Genomic DNA, 23080 nt, shown 5'->3' on the forward strand with positions numbered 1-23080 from the left:
GACCGCCGGGCGTGCCCTCGTCACGGCCGGCCGGTCAGGGGCTGGCGCACGTGAGGGTCGGGGCTGCGCCCGACCCACTGGCGAGGAAGCCGAAGACGGTGGAGCCGTTGGCGCCGACCGCGCCGTTCCAGGAGACGTTCCTGACGGCGTAGTTCGATCCGGCGCCGGAGAGCGTGCCGTTCCACAGTTGGGTCACGGCGGTGCCACCGGGGAAGCCCATGCCGACGGTCCAGCCGTTGAGGGCCGTGGTCCCGGCGTGGACGGTGACCTCGCCCTGGAAGCCGCCCGGCCAGGAGCCGACCTGCCGGTAGCTCGCCGAGCAGGCGCCGCTGGGCGGCGGGCTCGTCGGCGGCGCGGTGGTGGCCGGGGGCGGGGTGGTCGGCGGCGGTCCGGTGATGCCGAAGAACGCGATCGCGGCCGCGGCCATACCGCCCGAGGGAAGGCTGTGGCCGGCCCCCTGGATGCTGTACGCCTCGACCGCGACTCCGGAGGCGCTGGCGTAGCGACGGCGGTTCCAGCCGGGCTGTGGGGTGTCCGTGGACGTCGGCGTCTGGCTGAGGCCGAACACGTCGGTCCACTGCTCGATCGACTCCTGCAGCAACTGGTACGGCACGAGGGTGTCGTTGGTGCCGTGCCACAGTTGCACCCGGGGTCGGACGCCGCTGTAGCCGGGATAGGCCTGCCGCACGGCGTCGCCCCACTGCTGCGGGGTGCGGTCCATGCTTCCGCCGGTGCACCTGCTGGCTCCTGGCGGGTAGTCGGCCGCGTTGGCGAAGCAGTTGAAGGGCACGCCCATGAAGGCGGCGCCGGCCTTGAACACGTCCGGGTAGAGGGCGAGCATGTGGTTGGTCATCATGCCGCCGGACGAGCTGCCGGTGGCGTAGACCCGGTTCGGGTCACCGCCGTACTGCCGCTGGGCGTAGGTCACCATCGAGATGATCGAGACCGGATCACTGCCGCCGCCGCGCTGCTTGGCCGCCTCCGACCAGGTGTCGAAGCAGTTTCCGAAGCCGGCCTGCTGGGTCGCGCTCGGATAGATGACGATGAAGCCGTGCCGGTCGGCCACCGAGGCGAACTCGCTGCTCGAATGGAAGGCCGGGCCGGAGCCGCCGCAGCCGTGCATGGCGACCACGATCGCCGGATCGGCCGGGCGTACGTCGGGCACGTAGATGTGCATCAGCATGCCGCCCGGGTTGTCGCCGAAGTTGGTGACCTGGGTCAACGAGGCTGCCGACGCCGGTCGGGTGAGGGCGGGTGCCGCCAGTGCCAGACCGGCCGCCATGAGGGCGGTGGCGAGGCCGGCGGTGAGCCGTCGATAGAGTTTCACGCGCTGTACTCCCTTCGTGATTCGTGCACTGGGGCGCCGCCGCCGGGTCCTGCGGAGGGACGGCGCCCGACGCGACGGGCGCGGTGCGGCACCTTCAGAGGGTGAGCACGACCGTGGAGATGCTGCGTGCGGCGACGTCGACTCTGACCTGTCCTCCGTTCACGCTGGTCGGTCGACCGGCCGCATTGGCATTCTGCGAGGTGAGGTAGTGCTCCGCCCTCGTCACGTTCTGCGGTGCCTGGATCACGGCACCGTCGACCGCGCTCGCCGAGCGGTTGAGGATCACCAGCGTGATCTTGCCGTCGCCCTGGTACGCGGTGACCTCCAGCGGTGCGGCCTTGGAGCTCTTGGTCAGGGCGACCCGCTGGTAGCCGGGGCGGACGTACTTGGCGTACTGCGAGAACGCGTACCCGCGCTTGAGCGGAGCACCGGCGGTCGTGCCGTAGGCGGACTCTCCGTCGCCGATGAAGGAGTAGTACCGCTTGCCGTACCACCAGATGTAGGCACTCCAGTTCGCCTCCATCGACTTGTGCACCGTGCGCATGATGTCGTCGAGCGTCTCGTTCCAGACCGCCTGGTTGCCCGGATCACCCCAGATGTTGGAGCCACTGCCGTCGGCCTCGTGGTGGTTCCACTCGGTCATCCACACCGGCTTGTTGTGCTGGCTGGCCAGGGCGTACGGCTTCAGTCGACCGGAGTCCTCGGTGCCGTACAGGTGCCCGCCGATGTAGCCGATGTTGTTCCGGGCGGTCGTGTCGTTGAGCGTCGGGTCGGTGTAGTCGTAGTTCAGGTTCACCGCCTCGGCGACCATCAGCCTGGTGTTCTGCACCTTCGTGCCCTGGTCGCGAACGAAGTTCCGCAGCTCGGTGCCGCTCCAGTCCATCGAGTCGTAGTTCGGGTGCCAGTCCGGCTCGTTCTGCACCGAGGTGACATCGACCGTCACCCCCTGGCCACGCATGTACTGGACATAGCCGTTCAGGTGGTTCGCGTAGTCGTCGTAGTAGTCGGTCTTCAACTTGCCGCCGTTGGTCCGACTGTTGTTGGTCTTCCACGCTGCCGGCGCTGTCCACGGCGATCCGAGGATCTTCACACCCGACCCGTACGACTTCGCCGTCTTCAGGGCGTTCACCTGTGTCGGCCACTCACCGGAGACCGGCGAGATACCGGTACGCACGATCGACAGGCCCAGCTGGTTGGCGCCCATCCCGACCAGGGTCTGCGTCTCGGCTGCCGACCAGGTGCCACCCCAGATCGGGGTGGCGGCCCCGAACCCGTCGATCGTCTGGTATCTGGTCGTGCCGTTGACGGTGATGTCCGCCGGCCCGCTGGGGGGAGGCGTGGTGGACGGTGGCGTGGTCGGCGGGGTGGTCGGAGCCGTGCCGCCGGTGCAGGCCACCCCGTTCAGGGCGAAGTCGGTGGGATCGGGGTTGCTGCCGGCCCACGAGCCGTTGAAGCCGAACGAGGTGGTGCCGTTCGTCGGGATGGCGCCGTTGTGGCTGACGTTCCTGGCGGTGACCGCGGTACCGCTCTGGGTGAGAGCCGTGTTCCAGGCCTGCGTGACGGTCTGGCCGGCACTGTAGCTCCAGGTCAGCGTCCAACTGGTGAGTGGATCACCGAGATTGGTGATGACGACGTTGGCGCCGAAGCCGCCCGGCCATTGCGACGAGATCGTGTGGTCCACCGAGCAGCCGGCGGAAGCGGCCCCGGCAGGCAGTGCCCCGGCGACCGCGGTCGAGGCGAGCACGACAGCGCCAGCCGACACCAGGGCGGCACTGGTCACCCTGCGTTTCTTCACGAGACTCTCCTACGTGGAAGGTGAAGTTCGATGCCGTCTCCCTCAGCCGGGGAAACGGCCCAGCGTGAACTACCGCCGACGGCATCGGACGGCGGGCACGGTTGCGACGTCCGCATGCCCGGCGCACGGCGTATTCGACGGTGACGACGCAGGCTCGCCCGGTAAGCCCCGAGTGCCGTCCCTGGCCATCGACTGTGAGCGATAACATGTCGTTCGTCAAGTCGCGGTGGTCCGCTCATTCGCCGGGTGGTGAGCCTCCGCCTGGACGGTCCGCCGGTGGCGGTCCGGGCGGCGTGGCTGTCCGTGCGCCCGGGTCGGTGGGTGCCCGGCGTCCCTAGGTGCCGTGGGCGACACTGGCGGTGCGTGGGCGGCCCGGACGGCTTTCTTGGCCGGTGAGGGCTCGGCCGCTCGCCTCACGTGGGCGATGTTCGTCGGCAAGGTCATCGATGTTTGCGCCCCGTCCCGGCTTGCCAACGAAACTGTTTCGTTCAATACTCGAAACGCTTGTGGAGTCAGGTGGGACGAGGAATACGGGCAGTCCTCGGTTCGGCTCCTGCGGATCGGGTTCAGGGAACTCGGGGTCACGGGTCGTTTGTGTGGGCATCAAGCGGCCTCGAATGTTAGCGCTAACAATCTTGCGACGACCACTCCCGGGAGAGCTGGTCCAGGCTGCGCCCCTGTCCCACGGGTGCGCCGTCTCGTCGTCGAACACGACGCGCGGTGGATCGGAATCGCCGGACGTCTGGTGGCTGAGACGACCGCGTGGCCGGCCGGCTCCGCTTCCGGCCGAGTCCTAAGGAGGATCATGGTTTTCGTCGGTGGTTCGGCCGGGGCTGCGTCAAGGCGCCCCCAGTGGTTGTCCCGGGTTGCCGCCGCCGTGGTGGCGGTGCTGGTGGGAGGCGCCCTCTTCGCGGTGTCCCCGACGCCGGCTTCGGCGGCGACGGTGGACACCAATGCGTGGTACGTGTTGGTGAACCGCAACAGTGGCAAGGTGCTGGACCTGTACAACGGGGCCACGAACGACGGGGCGCGGATCACGCAGTGGTCGCGCAACAACGGCAACGGGCAGCAGTGGCAGTTCGTCGACTCCGGCGGCGGGTACTACCGGTTGAAGTCCCGGCACTCGGGCAAGGTGCTCGACGTGTACAACTTCTCCACGGCCAACGGCGCGAGCATCGTGCAGTGGAGCGACGGCAACGGGACGAACCAGCAGTTCCGGCTGGCGGACTCAGCCGACGGGTACGTGCGGTTGATCAACCGGAACTCGAACAAGGTGGTCGAGGTGCAGAACGCCTCCACCGCTGACGGCGGCAACATCGTGCAGTACGACGACTTCAACGGCAGCCATCAGCAGTGGCAGTTGGTCCGCGTCGGCGACGGTGGCAACCCCGGCGGCACCTTCACCAACCCGGTCGTCTGGCAGGACTTCGCCGACGTCGACATCATCCGGGTCGGCGACGTCTACTACATGTCGGCCTCCACCATGCACTACTCGCCCGGTGCCCCCGTGCTGCGGTCGTGGGACCTGGTGAACTGGGAGTTCGCCGGGCACTCGGTGCCCCGGCTGGACTTCGGCACGAAGTACGACATGGCCAACGGCAGCCACGGATACGTCGACGGCATCTGGGCGTCCACGCTGAACTACCGGCCGAGCAACCGGACCTTCTACTGGGCCGGCTGCATCGACTTCGCCCAGACGCACATCTACACCGCCTCCGCCGTCGACGGTGCGTGGAGCCGGCACACCACGATCCCCAACTGCTACTACGACGCCGGGATGCTGATCGACGACAACGACACCATGTACGTCGCGTACGGCAACGGCACGATCAGCGTGGCCCAGTTGTCGGCCGACGGGCGCACCCAGGTGCGGGCCCAGCAGGTGTACCAGACGCCGTCGAACATCGGCACGCTGGAGGGGGCGCGCTTCTACAAGCGCAACGGCGCGTACTACATCTGGCTCACCCGCCCGGCCAACGGCCAGTACGTGCTGAAGTCGACCAACGGCCCGTTCGGCCCGTACGAGCAGCGACAGGTGCTGCTCAACATGCCGGGCCCGATCGCCGGCGGTGGGGTGCCGCACCAGGGCGGGCTGGTGCAGACCCAGAACGGCGCCTGGTACTACATGGCGTTCACCGACGCGTACCCCGGCGGCCGGATGCCGACGCTGGCCCCGATCACCTGGACCAGCGACGGTTGGCCCCAGGTGCAGACGGTCAACGGTTCCTGGGGCGTCAACTACCCGAACCCGCTGCCGTTGCGTCCCGTCAAACCACTGACCGGGACCGACACCTTCCCCGGCACCACCCTCGGCGTCCAGTACGAGTGGAACCACAACCCGGACAACAGCCGGTGGTCGGTGAACGACGGGCTGCGCCTGCAGACCGCGTCGGTGACCAACGACCTCTACCGGGCGCGCAACACCTTGACCCACCGGATCCAGGGTCCGACCTCGACGGGCACCATCGAACTCGACTACTCCACGATGCGTGACGGCGACCGGGCCGGGTTGGCGATGCTGCGTGACACCTCGGCGTGGATCGGCATCAAGCGGGACAACGGGGCTGCCCGCGTGGTCATGACCAACGGCCTGACCATGGGTACCGACAACTGGAACACCACCGGCACCGGAACCGAGATCGCCAGCGCCCCGGTCTCCGGCGGGCGGATCTGGTTGCGGGCCAACGCCGACGTCCGGCCCGGCTCGGGCCGCCAGGCGCGGTTCTCGTACAGCACCGACGGGGTCACCTTCGTCCCGCTGGGCAACGCGCTGACCCTCAACAACGCATGGCAGTTCTTCATGGGATACCGGTTCGGCATCTTCAACTACGCCACCCAGTCGTCGGGCGGCGCGGTGACGGTGCGCCGGTTCGCCCTGACGACGCCGTGACGGCGCCCCCGCGCGGAGCCGGGGTGCGGGGCGGGAGCAGCCGCAGCCCGGCGCCGCGCCGGGGGATCCTGACGTCGGGGACCTGCTCGACGGTGCCGATCAGGCCGGCGGCCCGGTGAGCGCCGACGCCCGTCGGCTCAACGCGTCGACGCGGTCGACCAGGCTGCGTACGGCGGACTCGTCGGCCGCGTCCACGGTGGCGACCCGGTCGAGCAGCGCGGCGTGGTCCGAGGTCAGTTCCAGGTACCTCCTACCGAACGCCGCCTCGGCGTCGCTGACGTAGGCCTGGCGCGCCGCCCGCGCGTACCGCTCGTCCAGGTCGATGATCTGCTGGGCCAGCACGGCCGTCGCGGCGCCCAGCGCGCTCCGGGCGTCGGCGTGCTCGTCCCGGCGTCGGCGCCGGGCGTCGGCGAGCCGGCCCGCCCGGCGGCCACCGGCCCAGAGCACCGTCGCCCCGGCGACGACGGCCCCGATCGCGGCGGCGGCGAGCAGGAAGCGGGGCAGCGACGGGCTGATGGTCCGCGCGCCGTCGGGGACGGTGCCGGCCTTCACCAGCAGGTCGTAGTTGACGGTGACGACCTTCAGCGCCTCCAGCGGGCGGTCGGCGAAGGTGTCGACGCCCCGGCTGATGGTCATCTCCGCCACGAAGGCCCGGCCGAAGTTCCCGTCGTCGCGCCCGGGCAGCAGTGCGCAGCCGTAGGTGTCGTACTCGTCGGAGTCGCGGCTCATCACCAGCACGACGGTCCCGTCGGCGGCGCGCTCGACCTGGCGGCAGCCCCGCCTGAGGTCGGCGCCCGGCTCCAGCATCAGCACGACCAGTCGGCGGTTGCCGATGACCCGCTCGGCCGCCGCGCGGTCCAGGTCGACGCCCGGGGCGACGTACACGGACGAGGAGCGCACCTGCCGGGCGATCGGACCGTCGAGCGCCCCGCCGGTCCACAGCGCCCAGCCGGCCAGCACCAGGCAGGCCAGGACGGCGATGCCGAAGGGCGTGCCGAACAGGTCACCGAGGCGTCGGCGTACGGACCGTTTCACGACAGCCTGCCCCGAAGGTAGAGGTCCGGGCGGTAGCTGGCGACGCCCAGCGTCCGGGCCGCGTCGTCCAACTCGTCGGACGCCTCGTGCAGCAGCGTACGCACGTGGCGGTCCGGCAGTTTCCCGTCCAGCGCGGCACGGGCCGCCTGGAGCTTGACGATGCACCTGGACAGGGCCGGGTTGCTGCGGCTGTCGGTGAGCAGGGACATCTCGACGGCGAGCGCGGTGAGGCCGGCCAGCCGGGCGGGCGTGCCACCCCGTCCCGGGTCGCCCCGTCGCACCCCCACGCCGTCGGGCCGGCGCAGCGCCCGGACCGACAGGATCAGGAACGTCGCCACGCAGCCCGCGAAGATCCACGGCAGGGCGGGCAGCGCCACCCGCAGCGGATCGATCGGCCGGTACGGCAGCGGACGGTCGAACACCCCCGAGTAGCGCAGGTCGGTGACGCGGTTCAGCCAGGCCGTCAGCACGTTGCCCTGGGGGTAGTCGTACCGGCTCAGCCGGCCGCCGAACTGGCCGTAGAAGCTCGCCCCGGCCAGCTCCGCGAACTCGTCCGCCGCCGGACCGTGGTACTCGATCCAGAGGCCGTACATCACGACGATCGGCGTGCCCGGGAACAGCTCGGCCAGCGCCGGCCCGTACCGGGGCACCGGCTCGCCGAACGGCTGCGCGGGCAGCGCCACGTACCGGGCGCCGTCCGGAAAGGCGTTGCGCGCGGCCCCGCCGGGGACGCGGGTCAGCGTGGCCCCCGCGCCGAGGTGCAGGCCGGTGGACCGCAGGTCGGCGGCGACGGCGGCCAGCTCCCGCCCGGTCGGCTCGCGCCACCGGAGCCCGTCCTGGTCGGCCGGGCTGGGCGCGTCCCGCAGCTTGGCGATCAGCGCCACCAGCTGGCCCGTGACGTCGGCGGTGGCGAACTGCGCCCGCCAGCCAGGCAGGTCGTCGGGTACGGCCTGGTAGAGGCCGCCGCTGACCTCGGTGCCGATCACCCGCACGGTCGCGTTCTCCACGTCCCGTACCCGCTCGCGTTCGTCCTCGTCGAGCCCGGGCGGCGCGACCAGGATCCGGACGGACCCGTCGCCGGCCACCTCGCGGACCCGCTGCTCGTCCCAGCGCGCGATCGCGCCGGGAAGCCGCACCACGGGCTCGGCGGCCACCAGCGCGGTCATCTCGGCCACCGAGGGCACGCTCGCGTCGCTCAGCTCACCGGCCGATCCCTCGTCGAGCTTCACCGTGGCCGCCGGCGACCGGCCGTAGCTGACGTCGACGCTCTGCCGCTGCGCGGCGAGGAACACCACCAGGACGACCACGGCGACGCCGAGGAGCGTCCAGCGCAGCAGCTCGTAGCGGTGGTGCCGGCGGGTCTTCACTGATGGGTCCGCCACAACCGGTCGGCCTCCCTGGCGTGTTCCGCCGCCGCCCGGGCCGCGGACGTCCCGCCGCGCGCGGCGGCGATCGACTCGGCACGGGCCAGCAGGCGCTCGGCCTCAACCACCCGGGCCGCCGCCGCGTCCCGGCTGACGGCCGCGCTGTCGATGGCCGCGCGGGCTGCGGACCAGGCGGTCCGCTGCTCCTGCCCCCGGGCCCGCCACGTGGGCAGCAGGGTCGTCGCGAAACCCGCGCCCACCAGCACGACGCCGCCGACCAGCCAGACGAGGAGGGTGTGGGACATGCGCTCCAACCATCGGACGAGGGGTACCGCCGGCGCGCGGCGGCTGTCGGGCGGACACGGGGGTACGACCGAGTCTGGCCGATCGAGTCAGGCCGCTGCGAACCGGCCCCGCAGGCGGCGTACGTCGCGTCCCTGATCGCGCCCGCCCGCGCGGCGTCCGGCTGTCCGCTTCGGGACGCAGCGGTACTCGCCGCCGACGTCCTCGGTCAACCTGATCCGTGACGCCGGGTGTCCTGCCCGTCGTGGAGATCGGAGGACCGATGAAGGCCCGTTTCCGATGGCGGTCGACCCGCACGACGCTGTTCGCGGCCCTGGTCGCCGCGCTGGCCGCCGCACTGCTGCCCGCCTCGCCGGCGCTCGCGCTGCCCTCCGGCAGCGGCTGGTCGGGCTCGTGGAGCTACTACCACCCCACCGCCTACCAGTACGCCGGCACGCTGCCCGGCGTCCGGCTGACCGGCTACGGCGTCCACCAGTACACGGACCAGCGCTCCTCGCTGAACACGGTGGAGAAGACCGCCGCGACGGTCGGCTGCGCCACGGCCAAGGTCACCGGCGGGGTGTCCACCAGCGGCGGCACCTGCGTCAACGGCGGCAGCACGTCCTTCTCCCGCGCCGACCTGACCAACAACCTGGAGGCGTCCGCCTGCTACCAGCCGGTCCCCGGCACCCGACGCTGCCTCGCGGTGGGCATCCCCGAGCCCTGGTGACCCGACCGGCACCCGGTGGACGCACCCGGCCCCACCGGCAGGGCAGTCCCGCCGTCCCCGGACCTGGTCGACCGGCACGGCGACCTCGACGCGCTCCAAGCCCGGGGACGGCCGGCCCGTCAGCGGCGGCTCTTCGGCAGGTCGAACTGGTCGGCGGCCCGGCAGTCGCGGGGACCGCCGACCGCGCCCGGCCCGGCCCGGTCGAGCGCCGCACGCGCCCGGACCCGACCGAGGTTCCAGGCGTACCAGGGGTCCGGCTCCTCGAGATCCTCGGCGATCCAGCTCAGCGTGCAGCGCCGCACCGGGTCGGGCAGGTCGACCAGGGCCGGCGTCGCGTCCGCCGAGAGCGCCCGCAGGTACCAGGCGTCGATCTTCCCCGTCTGCTCGTACCGGGCGATGTTGCGGCGGGCCGCGTAGTCCTCGGGGTTGAGCACGGCCAGGCCCAGCAGCATCACCACGGCGAGCGCCACGGTCGTGCCGGGGATCCAGGCTCCGCGCCAGCGGATCCCGGCCAACAGGATCATCAGGAACACGGTGCCGAGCAGCAGCTCGAACGCCATCACGAAGAGCCGCTCGCCGGTGAAGCTGTAGACCTTCTGGTACGTGTACATCCGGGACAGCGCCGACACCACGATGACGAAGCTGAGGGCGCTGAGCAGGCCCAGCAGGATCCGCAGCAGGTGCCGCTCGACAGCGGTGTCCCGCCGTGCCCAGCGGGCCACCGCGCCGAGCACCGCCAGCGTCAGCAGGGTGACGACGACGAGCTGCCAGAACCCGCTGCGCGCGTACTCGGCGTAGCTGAGGCCGGCGGTGCGCAGCACGTGTCGCTGCCCGCCGAACAGGACGGTGAACTGCACCGCCACGAAGCCGCCGAACAGCAGCGTCAGGGCGCTGATGACCGGCGCCCACTCCACGACGCCGAAGCGGCGGGTGCCGGGCCGGTCCACCGTCGACAGGTCGGGCGGCGCGGCCAGCGTGTAGACGGCGGCCACGGCACAGAGCCCACCCACGGCGGCGAGGAAGATCCAACGGAACACCGTGCCGACGTTGACCTCGGGAATCAGCTCGCCGAGCATCACCGAGAAGGCGCCGTCGGCCGAGGACAGCAGCGCGCCGAAGACGATCAGCGCGGCCAGGGTGGCCGCAGCCGAGCCGACGACGCGACGGACCAGGCCCGGGTTCGCCGGGGCCTGGAGGTGGGCGCGTACCCACGGCTGCCCCCGGAACGCCGCGAACGGCGCCGCCACCAGGCTGAACAGGATCGAGCGGACGAGCCGGCCGCCCACGATCGCGAGGGCCGCGCAGGCGAGCGCGCCGAGCACGCAGAACGTCACCAGCCACCAGGCGTTGCGGAAGGCCAGGACCGCCAGCAGCGCCAGGGACGCGCCCGCCCAGCCGGCACGGATCAACCGGTCGGCGCGCGGCAGTTCCGCGCCCGTCCGCCGGACCGCGAAGACAGCCGCGACGGTCAGGGCGAGCCAGCCGAGGAACCAGCCGATGCCGGTACGGGTGAGCGGTACGAAGAACGCCAGCCCCAGCGCTCCGGCGAGGATCGCGGCTGGTACGGCCCGGTCCCGGGCGGGCGCCGGCCCCGGCCAGCGCGTGTCGAGGAACGACGGCGGGCGCGGGATCGGCTGGTAGGGCCGGTACGGCGTCGCAGCGCCGGCCGGCACCCCGATCCGGTACGGCGCCGGCAGCGGCTCGGCGGGCTGCTGGAGGGTGCCCGCAGGCGTGGCGACGGCTGTCCCGGTGCCCGCTGTCCCGGCGGCCGGTCTTCCGGCGGCGGTCGGTGCTCCGGCGGCGGTCGGTGTGACCGTTCCGGTCGCCGAAGTGGAGGGCGTCTCGGCGTCGGGCGTCGAATCGTCGGTGGCCCCGGTGCCGGTCGCGCCGGTGTCGGACGTCTCCGTCTCGGACGTTTCCGTGTCGGGTGTCTCCGGGGCGGATGCCGAAGGGGCGGAGGCGGTCGGTGTCGCGTCGGCGGCGGGCGACGGAGAGCTGACGGCGTCGGGCGACGCGGCATCCGCCGCCACCGGACCCTGCTGCGTCGGGATGCTCCTCCCCGGCTCGACGACGGGCGTCGGTGCCGGCGCGGTCGCCTCGGGCTGCCTGGCGGCGGGGACGATGCCGGACGGCGCCGGGGGCTGCTGTGCCGGGGTGGCCGGCACCAGCGGGATGAACACGGCGTACCCCGGCGTCCCGGCCGGGATGCTCACGGGGATCGCCCAGGCGGGGGCACCCTCCGCCCCGGGCCACACCATCGGCGGTGGCGCGCCCTCGGTGGACGGCATGACGAGCAGGTACGGCGTCGGGGTCCCGGCGTCGTCACCGGCGCCTTCGGGCGGGTCGGCGGGACCCGGGGGCCCCGGCACCGCTGGTGGCTGGGTCACGACACCCCTCCTCGATCGAACGGTCGGCACACTGTACGACCGACTCCGGTCGCACCGCCGCCCCGTCCGCACCGGGCGCGCCGCGCGTCGGCCCCGAAAGCGGTGCGGCCGCACCCCTCCTCGGCGGTCCGGTCGCCGACGCGGGCGGGCCAGTGGGGAACCAGCGGGACCGGTCAGCACCGAGTTGAGGCGGACGGAAGGCGAAGCTCACTCACCCGGCATATCACCCGAGATGGCGCAAGAGTCCTGGCGCTGCGTACTCCGTCTGATAGCGGACAGGACGTCGGCCTCTCTTCCGGCGCACTGTTGTAGCAGGTGAGAGGCGTGAGGATGGCGGGCCACATCCCATCCCTCGGGCCCGGCGGGGACAGCACCGTCCCCGCCGACACCGCCATCACCGAGCCCGACCCCGCGACGGCCCCGGCGTAGCGCAGCGCCGGCCGCCCGCACACCGCGAGGCCGCGCTCCGGCAGCCACCGTTCCCGGATGCCCGGGCTGGTGCCGCCTCACCGACACCGACAGCGACGTCCCCATCCCGGCAGTCACCGCAGCCGCGCGCCGACCCCCGAGCAGAGCGCCGGCCGGTGAGCCGTACCCACGACCTGTCCCGGGCCCACGCCGGCGCGTGCCCGGCGGACCGGTCGTCCATTCTCCCCAGCCGGGGCCGGCCGTGGCCACGAGCCGGTCGCTCCGGTGGCCGAGTACGAGAGGAACCGGCAATGGCAGCTCCCACCGCCACCGCCTCCCTGAACGCCTCCACCTACTCACCCGGCGACCAGATGGTCCTGACCGTCACCTACGCCGACGCCGACACCAGGCCGGTGACCGTGACCGTCGTGGTCACCGACGCGCAGGGCAACAGCAGCGCCCCGGTCAAGGTCACGGCCGTCGTCGACCCGCTCACCATCACCGTGACCGACGACTCCGGCCGTACCTGGAACAGGGCGTCGGACAACGGGTCGGTCGCCGTCTACCGGGCGGTGGCGTGATGCCCCGGGTCACGGTCACGGCGCGCGACAGGGGCGGGCAGACCGCCACCGCCACCGCCGACTACGCGATCGCGCCGCCGGTGCTGGGCGGCTACTACCTCTCCGGCAACGCCGACCCGACGGCCGACATGGCCGGCGGGAACTTCCGCTCGCTGACCCAGTACCGCAGCTTCGCCGACGGCTTCACCTTCCCCGGTTACCAGCGGCCGTGGCTGATCAGCCTCGGCAAGGCCGGGGTGCGGGTGAACATGGTGCTGGAGCTGAAGTACTACGGCGCCGCCGTCGGGCCGCAGACCTTCACCGTGGACGGCGTCAGCCACACCGTCCCGGCGCCCGCGATGACCATCCAGCAGCGCCCCGGCACGACCTGGCCCCGGGCGTACGGCTACAGCCAGGTCCTGGCCGGGCACTGCGACGGGCTGTTCGCCCGCGCGCTGTCCCAGTACCGGAACATGGGTTTCGGGGTGAACATCCAGCTCGCCTCCGAGCTGGACACCGACCACGAGTTCGGCACCACCGAGTCCGGCGTCACCTACACGTGGGCGCAGTCGGACGCCCGCGCCGTGCAGGCGATGACCTACATCGTGAACTGGTTCAGGGCCCGCCAGCTCCCCGCCGGCACGACGTTCTCCGTAGGGGTGGGCGGCTTCGACAAGGCCTGCTTCCTGCGTACCCATCCCGAGGAGCTGATGGCCAAGCTCGACTTCCTCCAGTGGAACGTCTACGCCACCAGCCCCACCCACACGGCGCTGGACCGGTTCCGCCGGGCGAAAGACTGGGCGGTGGCCGACCTCGGACCCGTCGCCCGCTCCCGGCCGGTGATCATCGCCGAGTGGGGCGTACGGGTGGCGGAGGTGTCGGACCAGGCGGCCTGGATCGCCACCGTGCCGGCCGCCATCGCCCAGCTCAACGCCGAGCGGGGTCCCCGGATCGCGTGGACCAACTACTTCAACTCCGGCTGGGGCACCCTGTCGCCGAAGTCGACGGGGCTGGCCGCGCTGAAGGCGGCGTACGCCACCCGGCCGTACGTCTAGTCACAGCGGGCATGCCGGACGCCCGGCCGGGTACCAGCCCACCGTGACGTTCTCGATCGCCGCACGATGTCCGCGTACCGGCCAGCTCGGGGTGGGCGCGCTGACGGCCACGCCCGGAGTCGGCAAGCTGGTCGCCCACGTCCGCCCCGACGTCGGTGCCGTGGCGACGCAGGCCACGCACAACCCGTTCCTGGCCTACGACGGCCTGCCGATGCTCGCCGAGGGCCGCTCGCCGCAGGACGTCGTGACCGAGCTGCTGGCCCGGGACCCGGGTCGGGAGGTGCGGCAGGTCGGCATGGTCGACGGCCAGGGCCGCTCGTACGCCTTCACCGGCTCCCGCACGTTGGACTGGGCGGGGCACCGCACGGGGCCGGGTTACGCGGTGCAGGGCAACCGGCTGGAGGGCCCGGAGACCCTCGCGGAGGTCATCCGGGCGTTCGAGGACAGCCGGGACCTCGACCTCGTGGAGCGGCTCGTGCGGGCGATCGAGGCCGGCGAGGCGGCCGGCGGTGACCGCGACGGCGCGCGGTCGGCGACCGTCACGGTGATCGGCGATCAGCCGTACCCGCTGTGGGACCTGCGGGCCGACGACGCCGCGGACCCGGCGCGGGAGCTGCGCCGGCTGTACGGCGTCTTCGGGGAGCAGTTGGTGCCGGTCATCCGGCGGCTGCCCACCCGGGACGACCCCATGGGCGAGGCCGCCAGGCGGGCGCTCGGCCAGCCGGCCGAGCGCCCGTCGCGGCGTCAGTAGGCCAGCTCCACCGGCCGGCCGAGCACCCGCGCGCCGTTGTTGGCGAGCCAGCCCTCGGCCGCCGCCGCGTGCTGGCTGAACGTGTGGATGTCCCGGAACCGCCGCTGCAACGGCGACGAGTCGCGGGCCGCCCCGCCGCCGGCCGCCCGGTAGCAGGTGTCGACCGCGGCGACGGCCCGCTCCGTCACCCAGGGCAGCGCGGCGGAGATCCGCGGGTGCAGCGCGGGAATCGCCGCCGGGTCGGTGGCGCAGGCGGCCCAGAGGTCGTCGGCCAGGTCCCGCAGCAGCGCCCGGGCCGCGCGTACGTCCAGGTCGGCGCGGCCCAGCTGGAGGCGGAAGGCCGGCGAGTCGGCGAGCGACTGCCGCGCGTAGAGCCGTTGCCGCCCGCCGTCGAGCAGCGTGACCATGTCGTCCAGCGCACCCTGCGCGATGCCGACCGCCACTGCGCCGAGGTGCAGCACGAAGTGGACCAGCGGCGCCACGAAGCCCGGCCCCGGTACGCAGGGCACGCCGGTGAACAGGTCGAAGCTCTCCTCCACGGGGCAGAAGGCGTCCGTCACCTCCACGTCGTGGCTGCCGGTGCCGCGCAGGCCCAGCACGTGCCAGGTGTCGTGCACGGTGACCCGGGCGGCCGGGAAGAGCATGGAGCGTACGGCCGGCGGAGCGCCCGCCGGCCCGGGCAGCGGCGTTCCGCCCTCGGTCAGGACGCAGTTGCCGAAGATCCAGTCGGCGTGCCGGGAACCGCTCGCGAACGCCCACCGGCCGGTGACGCGGAATCCGCCGTCGACCTGCTCGGCGCGTCCCTGCGGGGCGAACCCGCCCCCGACCACCACGTCCGGCCCGTCGGCGTAGACCTTGTCGAAGCGGTCGCGGGACAGCATCGCCAGCAGGTGCGGCGTCTCGGCGCCGATCATCACGGTCCACCCGGTGGAGCCGTCGGCCCGCGCCAGCGTCTCCAGCACCCGCAGCCCGGTGTGCAGGTCCGCCTCGTACCCGCCGTGGCTGCGGGGCACGAACATCCGGAAGCAGCCGGCCGCCCGCAGCGAGTCGAGCAGCTCGGCGGGGAGTTCCCGGCCCGCCTCGATCTCCCCGGCGCGGCGGGACACCTCCGGCAGCAGCGCGTCCACCGCCCCGATCAGCTGGTCCCGGTGCTGGTCCTCCATGGGCCTCTCCTCATCTCGTACGCTCGGCTCCACTCTGGACCCCGCGACGTGCCGGATGCCACGGCCGCCGCTATCGGATGCCCGCCACTTCGCCCGGGGCCGCCCGCCGCACCGGCGGGCCCCCGCCGGCCGCGCTGCGGGAGCCGGCCCCGTCCGGCCGCCGGGGCGAGGCCGGATCGGCGCGCCGGTCCGGGCGGCTCCCTATGCTCGAAGCATGGAACTGCGGATCTTCACCGAACCCCAGCAGGGTGCGACGTACGACGACCTGCTCGCCGTGGCGCGCTGCGCGGAGGAGGCCGGCTACGGCGCGTTCTTCCGCTCCGACCACTACCTGAAGATGGGTGCGGTGAGCGGCGACCCCGGCCCGACGGACGCGTGGACGACCCTCGCCGGCCTGGCCCGGGACACCCGGCGGATCCGGCTGGGCACGCTCATGACCGCCGCCACCTTCCGGCTGCCCGGCCCGCTGGCCATCACCGTCGCCCAGGTCGACCAGATGAGCGGCGGCCGGGTGGAGCTGGGCATCGGCACCGGGTGGTACGCCGAGGAGCACACCGCGTACGGGATCCCGTTCCCGTCGCTGGGGGAGCGCTTCGACCGGCTGGAGGAGCAGCTCGCCGTCGTCACCGGGCTCTGGGCGACGCCGCCCGGCGGGACGTTCGACTTCACCGGGACGTACTACCCGGTCAGCGGCTCGCCCGCCCTGCCGAAGCCGGTGCAGGACCCGCGCCCGCCGATCCTGCTCGGCGGCATGGGCCCGAAGCGCACCCCGCGCCTGGCCGCCCGGTACGCCGACGAGTTCAACCTGCCGTTCGTCTCGGTCGAGGACTCCGTCGCCCAGTTCGACCGGGTCCGGGCCGCCTGCGCGCAGATCGGCCGCGACCCGGGCGAGCTGCGCTGGTCCAACGCCCTGGTGCTCTGCTGCGGGCGGGACGACGCCGAGGTGGCACGACGGGCCGCCGCGATCGGGCGGGAACCGGACGAGCTGCGCGAGAACGGCCTCGCGGGCACCCCCGCCGAGATCGTCGACAAGATCGGCCGGTACGCCGAGATCGGCAGCGAGCGGCTCTACCTCCAGGTGCTCGACCTGGCCGACCTCGACCACCTGGAGCTGGTCGCGGCCGAGGTGAAGCCCCAGCTCTGAGCCCCGGGCGGCCCGCCGGAGCCGTCCGGGCGCGTCAGGTCGACGGGGCGGCCGAGCCGCGACGGGCGGCGGCCGTCCGGCCGTGGCGCGCCCGGCGGCGCCCGCTACCGGGCGTCGTCAGGCGTCGCCCGCGCGGGGTGCCGGCCCCGGATGGGGCACCGGGCGCGGCGGGGGCGACGGGCGCGGCGGCGGCGACGGCGTCGGCCGGGGACCGGGCGTGGTGCTCGCCCGCACCGGGCCCGACGACTCCAGTCCGGTGCCGGTCGGGTCGATCTCCTCCGCCGAGGGGAACACGTCGCCCCACGGGGCGGGATCGCGATAGCTGCTCATCGGCGTAGGGTTCCCGGACGACGGCGGGGTAACCGTGCCCTGTCGACCCAACTTCCGCCCACCGTGGTCGTCGGACGACGCGTCCGACGACCACGGGGCCGATCGGGGGTACGACATGCGACCGCAGCGACCCACCCACCGACCGCCGCACGCCGGCAGCACCGCAGAGGCCACGCCACGGCGCAACTGGGCGGGCAACGTCCGCTACGCCGCCCGCCGCCACCACCGCCCCTCGTCCCTGGACGAGCTGCGCCGGCTCGTGGCGGGCAGCGAACGCCTCCGGGTGGTGGGCACCGGTCACTCGTTCAACCGTCTCGGCGACACCACCGGCGACCTGGTCTCGCTGGCCGGGCTGCCCGCAGCCGTCGCGCTCGACCCGGACCGCCGGACCGTCACCGTGCCGGCCGCCACGCGGTACGGGGACCTCGCGACCTGGCTGCACGCGCGCGGGTACGCCCTGGCCAACCTCGCCTCGCTGCCGCACATCTCGGTCGCCGGGGCGGTCGCCACCGGCACCCACGGCTCGGGTGAGACGCTCGGCAACCTGGCCAGCGCGGTCGCCGGTCTGGAACTGGTCACCGCCGAGGGCGACCTGCTGGCGGTGGACCGGGCGGCCGACGGGGACACCTTCGCCGGGATGGTCGTCTCGCTGGGCGCGCTGGGCGTGGTCACCCGGGTCACCCTCGACGTCGTGCCGACCTTCGAGATCCGCCAGCACGTCCGCCTCGGCCTGCCCCGGGCCGCGCTGGACGCGGCGTTCGCCTCGGCGTACAGCGTCAGCGTCTTCACCGACTGGCGCTCGCCCCGGCTGCGGGAGGTGTGGGTGAAGCAGCGCGCGGACGCGGAGCCGCTGCCGGCGGACTGGCTCGACACGACGGCGGCCGAGGAGCCACGGCACCCGGTGCCGGGCATGCCGGCGCGCAACTGCACCCCGCAGCTCGGTGAACCGGGCCCGTGGCACGAACGGCTGCCGCACTTCCAGCTCGGCTTCACCCCCAGCAGCGGGGCGGAGTTGCAGTCGGAGTACCATGTGCCGCGCGGCTCGGCGACGGCGGCGCTGGCCGCGCTGGACCCGGTGGCGCACCTGATAGCGCCGGTGCTCCAGGTCTGCGAGCTGCGGGCGGTGGCCGGCGACGGACTGTGGCTCAGCCCGAACCATGGGCGGGACAGCCTCGCCATCCACTTCACCTGGATCGCCGACGCAGCGGCGGTGCTGCCGGTGGTGGCGGCGGTGGAGCAGCGGCTCGCGCCGTTCGCGCCGCGCCCGCACTGGGGGAAGGTGTTCGGCCTCGCCCCGGCGGCCCTCGCCGCGGCCTGGCCCCGGTACGCCGACTTCCTCGACCTGGCCCGCCGGCTCGACCCGGCCGGCACGTTCCGCACCGACCTGCTCGACCACTACCTTCCGCGCGACTAGCGACCGGGACGGCCGGCCTCCAGCTGCTCGCGGAGGCTGCCGCGCTGCACGGCCCGGCTGATGTCGCTGGGCGAGACGATCCCGACCAGCCGGCCGTCGGCCACCACCAGCGCCCGGCCGTCGGCGCACTCGCTGAGCCGGGGGAGCAGCTCGTTCAGCGGCTCGTCCGGCCGGGCGAGCACCAGCTCGTCGGCGCGGCAGGCCACCTCGGCGAGCGTGGTGGCGGCCCGGCGCTCCGCCGGGATGCCGCGTACCCGGTCGAGGGTGACCAGGCCGACGGGCCGGTCGTCCTCGGTCAGCGGCAGCGCCGTGTGCCGGTACGCGAAGAGGTAGTGGTCGACGAAGTCGCCCACCGTCATCTGCCCCGACGCGGTCTGCGGCTGCGGCGTCATCACGTCGGCCACCCGGATCCCACGCAGCGCGCTGCCCATCCGGGCCTGCCGCTCCTCCAGGCCGGCGGCGCCGATCAGGAACCAGCCGATCAGGGCGAGCCACAGCCCGCCGAAGCCGACGCCGGCCAGGAACTGCCACAGTCCCAGCCCGATCAGCACCGCGCCGAGCACCCAGCCGGCCCGCGCGGCGACGACGGACGCCTTCGTCCGGTCGCCGGTCGCCTTCCAGACCGCCGCCCGCAGGAGCCGTCCGCCGTCCAGCGGGGCGGCCGGCAGCGCGTTGAAGACCGCCAGCAGGATGTTGATGCCGGCCAGCCAGGCGAGTGAGCCCATCAGCAGCCCCCGCACCCCGGCCAGGGCGAGCACCACGGCGATCGCGCCGAAGAAGAACCCGATGAGCAGGCTCACCAACGGGCCGATGCCGGCGATGCGCAGTTCCGCGCCCGGGTCGCGCGCCTCGCCGCGCAGCTCGGCCACCCCGCCGAAGAGCCACAGGGTGATTCCGCCGACCTCCAGCCCGTTGCGCTTGGCGACGATCGCGTGCGAAACCTCGTGGGCGAGCAGGCCGAGGAAGAAGACCACCGCCGCGGCGAGCCCCGCCAGGACGTACAGGGCGACGGACCGCCCCGGGTAGGCCCGGGGGAACTGGTTGGCCGACAGCCCCCAGGCGATCAGCGCGAAGATGACCAGGACGCTCCAGTTGACCCCGACCGGTACGCCCGCGATCCGGCCGAGCCGGAAACTCGCCCTCATGTTCGCGTACTACCCGCGACAGCCCCGCCCATGCCAGCGCGGGCCGGAGCAGTCTTTCCGGCCGGCGGAACGAGTGGATCGAGGCGGTGCCGGGTGGAGCGATGCGCAGGCTCGTCGATCGCCGGGGGTCTGTCAAGCCGTCCGACGGTATTTATTTACATATTTACATGTATTACAGTGACGCCGTGCCAGCCCGTACGGGCATCGGGCGGCCCACGGCGGCCTCCCCGGCACCCTACTTTCTGTGGAGAGGTGCTCGTGATCAGTAACTCCTCAGCGCACCGTCGTACCCTGCTGGCCGCCGCCGCGGGTCTCGTCGTGGCTCCGTTCGCGGCGGCCGGAACCGCGCAGGCGGCGGTCCCGAAGGTCTACCTCGACCCCGGGCACGGCGGCACCGACCCCGGCGCCGTCGGTAACGGCCTGACCGAGAAGGCCCTGACCCTCAGCATCGCGCTTCAGACCCGCGACATCCTGAAGGCCAACTACAGCGTCGACGTGCGGATGTCGCGCACCACGGACATCACCCGCAGCCTCTCCTACCGGTCGAGCGACGCCAACGCGTGGGGCGCCACGATCTTCGTCAGCATCCACATCAACTCCGGCGGCGGCACCGGCTTCGAGAGCTACCGCTACCCGGGCACCGGTAGCGCCCTGCACAGCGCCGTCCACTCCCGGGTCCTGTCGAACATGCGCACCGTCGCCTCGGTCACCGACCGCGGCCTGAAGACGGCCAACTTCCACGTGCTGCGCGAGACCGCGATGCCCGCCGTGTTGACCGAGAACCTGTTCATCGACACGGTGGCCAACGCGGACCTGCTCAAGCGCGCCGCCTTCATCACCGCGACCGCCCGCGGGCACGCCGCCGGCATCGCCGCCTACCTCGGCCTGTAGCGGGCCGGGCCTCTGCACCGCCGTCGAGCCGCGGCGGGTCCGGCGGGGACCCGTCGCGGCTCGGCCATGCGTACGGGCTGCCAGCGGCACCCCGCTCCGCAGCCGCCGCGGTGCTCCGGTTCCCCGGCCGCCCGCCGCGTCGCCATGCCGACAGGCGACCCGCCTCGGGCGCGGGTCTCCCGTCGGGGATAGTGACGGGGTGGCGAGGCAGACCGTGGAGACCGACGACCCGTACCTCTGGCTGGAAGATCTTGATGGCGCGGACGCCGCGCGGTGGGTGCGGGACCGCAACGCGGAGACCGTGACCGCCCTGACCGGCGGAGCGGGGTTCGCGGCCCTGCGGGCCGAGATCCGGCAGGTGCTCGACGCCGAGGACCGCATCCCCTACCCCGGGTGGCGCGGGGACCACCTCTACTACAACTTCTGGACCGACGCGACGCACCCGCGCGGGGTCTGGCGGCGGACGACGCTCGAGCAGTACCGCCGGCCGGAGCCGGAGTGGGACGTGCTGCTCGACCTGGACGCGTTGGCGGCCGAGGAGGGCGAGAACTGGGTCTGGGGCGGGGCGACGGTGCTGCGGCCCGGGTACGGGCGCTGCCTGGTCAGCCTCTCCCGGGGCGGCGGCGACGCGGTCGTGGTGCGGGAGTTCGACCTCGACCGCCGCGTCTTCGTCCCGGACGGCTTCACGCTGCCCGAGGCCAAGAGTGACGTGGACTGGATCGACGCCGACCACGTCTACGTCGCCACCGACTTCGGGCCCGGCTCGCTGACCTCCTCGGGCTATCCCCGGGTGGTCAGGCGGTGGCGGCGGGGCACCCCGCTGGCCGAGGCCGAGATCGTCCACGAGGGGCACGACGACGACGTCGCCGTGTGGGCCTCGCACGACCCGACGCCCGGCTTCGCGCGCGACTTCGTGGGCCGCCGGCTGGACTTCTACCGCTCGGAGCAGCACCTGCTCACGGCAACGGGCGAGCGGATCCGGATCGCCGTGCCGGAGGACGCCGGGTGGGACGTGCACCGGGAGTGGCTGCTGGTCCGGCCGCGCTCGCCGTGGCAGGTCGGCGGGGTGACGCATCCCGCGGGCGCCCTGCTGGCGACCCGGTTCGACGCGTTCCTCGCCGGCGAGCGGGAGATGACGGTGCTGTTCCGCCCCGACGACCGTACGGCGCTGAGCGGCTGGTCCTGGACCCGGGACCGGCTGATCCTGGCCACCCTCGTCGACGTGAAGAGCCGGCTGGAGGTGCTGACGCCCGACGGGGAGGGCTGGCGGCGGGAGAGCCTGCCCGGGGTGCCGGAGTTCGACCACAGCGAGGTCGTGGACACCGACCCGGACAACGACGACTCCTACCTGCTCGCCTCGGAGGGGTTCCTCCAGCCGGCGACACTGCGCCTCGGGCAGGTCGGCGGCGCGGTCGAGACGCTCAGGCGGGCGCCGGCGTACTTCGACGCGGGCAACCTGGCGGTACGGCAGTTCTTCGCCGTCTCGGCCGACGGCACGCGGGTGCCGTACTTCGTGGTGGGGGACCCGGACGCGCCCGCCGGTCCGACGCTGCTCACCGGCTACGGCGGGTTCGAGGTTGCCCTGACCCCGCACTACAGCGGGGTCCTCGGGCGGGGCTGGCTGGCCCGGGGCGGCACCTACGTGGTGGCGAACATCCGGGGCGGCGGGGAGTACGGCCCCGGGTGGCACCGCGCCGCGCTGCGGGAGAACCGGCCCCGGGCGTACGAGGACTTCGCGGCGGTGGCGGCCGACCTGGTGGCGCGGGGCATCACCACGCCGGAACTGCTCGGCGTCGAGGGCGGCAGCAACGGCGGGCTGCTGACCGGGGTGATGCTGACCCGCTACCCGACCCTCTTCGGGGCGGTCGTCGCGCACGTGCCGCTGCTGGACATGCGGCGGTACCACCGGATGCTGGCCGGCGCCTCGTGGATGGCCGAGTACGGCGACCCGGACGTGGCGGCCGACTGGGAGTTCCTGCGCGGGTACTCGCCGTACCACCACGTCGACGGCGACCGGGCGTACCCGCCGGTCCTGCTCGTCACCTCGACCCGCGACGACCGGGTGCATCCCGGGCACGCCCGCAAGATGGCGGCCCGGCTGCGCGAGCACGGGCACGACGTGTCCTACTACGAGAACGTCGAGGGTGGGCACGGCGCGGCGGCCAACAACGAGCAGCGCGCCTTCGTCTGGGCGCTGACGCTGGAGTTCCTGTGGCGGAAGCTGGCCGGGCCGGCCCACGCCCTGCCGCGCCAGGTCTCCCCGGTCGACGCGATCCAGGTCGGGGAGGAGGCGGTCGGCCGGCCAGCCTGAGAACTCGCGGCCTCATTGACGACGGTCCAGTAGAGATATATTCATGTATGCATCGTCGTCAATTCTCGATCGCCGTCACGAGCGGCGGCCGGGGAACG

The 23080-nt window shown here is 73.1% G+C and carries 18 protein-coding genes; 9 read left to right on the forward strand and 9 right to left on the reverse strand.

The genetic code is table 11. The features are described 5' to 3' along the window. Window positions 1-34: 34 nt before the first annotated feature. Together ACGFIG_RS11430 and ACGFIG_RS11435 are read right to left on the reverse strand one after the other, a co-directional pair. Window positions 35-1327, reverse strand: a complete 1293-nt coding sequence (locus ACGFIG_RS11430) for a PHB depolymerase family esterase (RefSeq protein WP_393001703.1) — start codon at window positions 1325-1327, stop codon at window positions 35-37. A 94-nt stretch (window positions 1328-1421) separates the two neighbouring features. Continuing rightward, window positions 1422-3122, reverse strand: a complete 1701-nt coding sequence (locus tag ACGFIG_RS11435; RefSeq protein ID WP_393001705.1) for a cellulose binding domain-containing protein — start codon at window positions 3120-3122, stop codon at window positions 1422-1424. Window positions 3123-3927: 805 nt separating this feature from the next. Between ACGFIG_RS11435 and ACGFIG_RS11440 the strand changes: the two genes are divergently transcribed. Then, window positions 3928-6012 (forward strand): RICIN domain-containing protein, encoded by a 2085-nt coding sequence (locus ACGFIG_RS11440; protein ID WP_393001707.1) that lies wholly within the window; start codon window positions 3928-3930, stop codon window positions 6010-6012. Between the two features lie 99 nt (window positions 6013-6111). Here the strand turns inward: ACGFIG_RS11440 and ACGFIG_RS11445 are convergent, their stop codons facing one another. Genes ACGFIG_RS11445 through ACGFIG_RS11455 form a run of 3 tightly spaced genes read right to left on the reverse strand, consistent with a single transcriptional unit; the run spans window position 6112 to window position 8716 of the window. After that, window positions 6112-7047, reverse strand: a complete 936-nt coding sequence (locus ACGFIG_RS11445; RefSeq protein ID WP_393001709.1) for a hypothetical protein — start codon at window positions 7045-7047, stop codon at window positions 6112-6114. Next, window positions 7044-8429 (reverse strand): hypothetical protein, encoded by a 1386-nt coding sequence (locus ACGFIG_RS11450; protein WP_393001711.1) that lies wholly within the window; start codon window positions 8427-8429, stop codon window positions 7044-7046. The genes ACGFIG_RS11445 and ACGFIG_RS11450 overlap by 4 nt, the downstream gene beginning before the upstream one ends. Further along, window positions 8411-8716, reverse strand: coding sequence for a DUF6403 family protein (locus tag ACGFIG_RS11455; RefSeq protein WP_393001713.1), 306 nt, complete (start codon window positions 8714-8716; stop codon window positions 8411-8413). The genes ACGFIG_RS11450 and ACGFIG_RS11455 overlap by 19 nt, the downstream gene beginning before the upstream one ends. 260 nt (window positions 8717-8976) lie before the next feature. Here ACGFIG_RS11455 and ACGFIG_RS11460 point away from each other — a divergent pair, with 260 nt between their 5' ends. After that, on the forward strand, window positions 8977-9423 hold the full coding sequence (locus tag ACGFIG_RS11460) for a hypothetical protein (protein WP_393001715.1): 447 nt from the start codon (window positions 8977-8979) through the stop codon (window positions 9421-9423). Between the two features lie 119 nt (window positions 9424-9542). On the opposite strand, the gene ACGFIG_RS11465 is transcribed toward ACGFIG_RS11460, so the two are convergent. Further along, window positions 9543-11810 (reverse strand): DUF4153 domain-containing protein, encoded by a 2268-nt coding sequence (locus ACGFIG_RS11465; protein WP_393001717.1) that lies wholly within the window; start codon window positions 11808-11810, stop codon window positions 9543-9545. A 719-nt stretch (window positions 11811-12529) separates the two neighbouring features. Here ACGFIG_RS11465 and ACGFIG_RS11470 point away from each other — a divergent pair. From ACGFIG_RS11470 to ACGFIG_RS11480, 3 genes are read left to right on the forward strand one after another with little or no spacing between them, the layout of a single operon-like run. Further along, on the forward strand, window positions 12530-12799 hold the full coding sequence (locus ACGFIG_RS11470) for a hypothetical protein (protein WP_393001719.1): 270 nt from the start codon (window positions 12530-12532) through the stop codon (window positions 12797-12799). Further along, a complete protein-coding gene (locus ACGFIG_RS11475) occupies window positions 12799-13833 on the forward strand; it encodes a hypothetical protein (RefSeq protein ID WP_393001721.1) in 1035 nt (344 codons plus the stop codon). Before ACGFIG_RS11470 ends, ACGFIG_RS11475 begins: the two co-directional genes overlap by 1 nt. Before the next feature lie 43 nt (window positions 13834-13876). Then, a complete protein-coding gene (locus ACGFIG_RS11480) occupies window positions 13877-14584 on the forward strand; it encodes a DUF1028 domain-containing protein (RefSeq protein ID WP_393001723.1) in 708 nt (235 codons plus the stop codon). Here ACGFIG_RS11480 and ACGFIG_RS11485 read toward each other — a convergent pair. Then, entirely contained in the window at window positions 14578-15747 is a 1170-nt protein-coding gene (locus ACGFIG_RS11485; protein WP_393001725.1) for an acyl-CoA dehydrogenase family protein, read from the reverse strand. The genes ACGFIG_RS11480 and ACGFIG_RS11485 overlap by 7 nt on opposite strands. A 214-nt stretch (window positions 15748-15961) precedes the next feature. Here ACGFIG_RS11485 and ACGFIG_RS11490 point away from each other — a divergent pair, with 214 nt between their 5' ends. Continuing rightward, complete coding sequence (locus tag ACGFIG_RS11490) at window positions 15962-16891, forward strand: LLM class F420-dependent oxidoreductase (protein WP_393001727.1); 930 nt, start codon at window positions 15962-15964, stop codon at window positions 16889-16891. Window positions 16892-17008: 117 nt separating this feature from the next. Here the strand turns inward: ACGFIG_RS11490 and ACGFIG_RS11495 are convergent, their stop codons facing one another. After that, window positions 17009-17221 (reverse strand): hypothetical protein, encoded by a 213-nt coding sequence (locus ACGFIG_RS11495; RefSeq protein ID WP_393001729.1) that lies wholly within the window; start codon window positions 17219-17221, stop codon window positions 17009-17011. Window positions 17222-17336: 115 nt separating this feature from the next. On the opposite strand from ACGFIG_RS11495, the gene ACGFIG_RS11500 reads away from it, so the two are divergent. After that, entirely contained in the window at window positions 17337-18635 is a 1299-nt protein-coding gene (locus ACGFIG_RS11500; protein WP_393001731.1) for an FAD-binding protein, read from the forward strand. Here ACGFIG_RS11500 and ACGFIG_RS11505 read toward each other — a convergent pair. Beyond that, complete coding sequence (locus ACGFIG_RS11505; protein ID WP_393001733.1) at window positions 18632-19780, reverse strand: site-2 protease family protein; 1149 nt, start codon at window positions 19778-19780, stop codon at window positions 18632-18634. The two genes, ACGFIG_RS11500 and ACGFIG_RS11505, sit on opposite strands and share 4 nt — an antisense overlap. A gap of 258 nt (window positions 19781-20038) precedes the next feature. Between ACGFIG_RS11505 and ACGFIG_RS11510 the strand changes: the two genes are divergently transcribed. After that, window positions 20039-20671, forward strand: a complete 633-nt coding sequence (locus ACGFIG_RS11510) for an N-acetylmuramoyl-L-alanine amidase (protein WP_393001735.1) — start codon at window positions 20039-20041, stop codon at window positions 20669-20671. Window positions 20672-20870: 199 nt separating this feature from the next. Beyond that, window positions 20871-22982, forward strand: coding sequence for a prolyl oligopeptidase family protein (locus ACGFIG_RS11515; protein WP_393001737.1), 2112 nt, complete (start codon window positions 20871-20873; stop codon window positions 22980-22982). The last annotated feature ends 98 nt before the right edge of the window (window positions 22983-23080 follow it).

This window comes from Micromonospora sp. NPDC049048 (assembly GCF_043197615.1).
In the GTDB taxonomy this organism is placed as follows: Bacteria; Actinomycetota; Actinomycetes; order Mycobacteriales; family Micromonosporaceae; genus Micromonospora.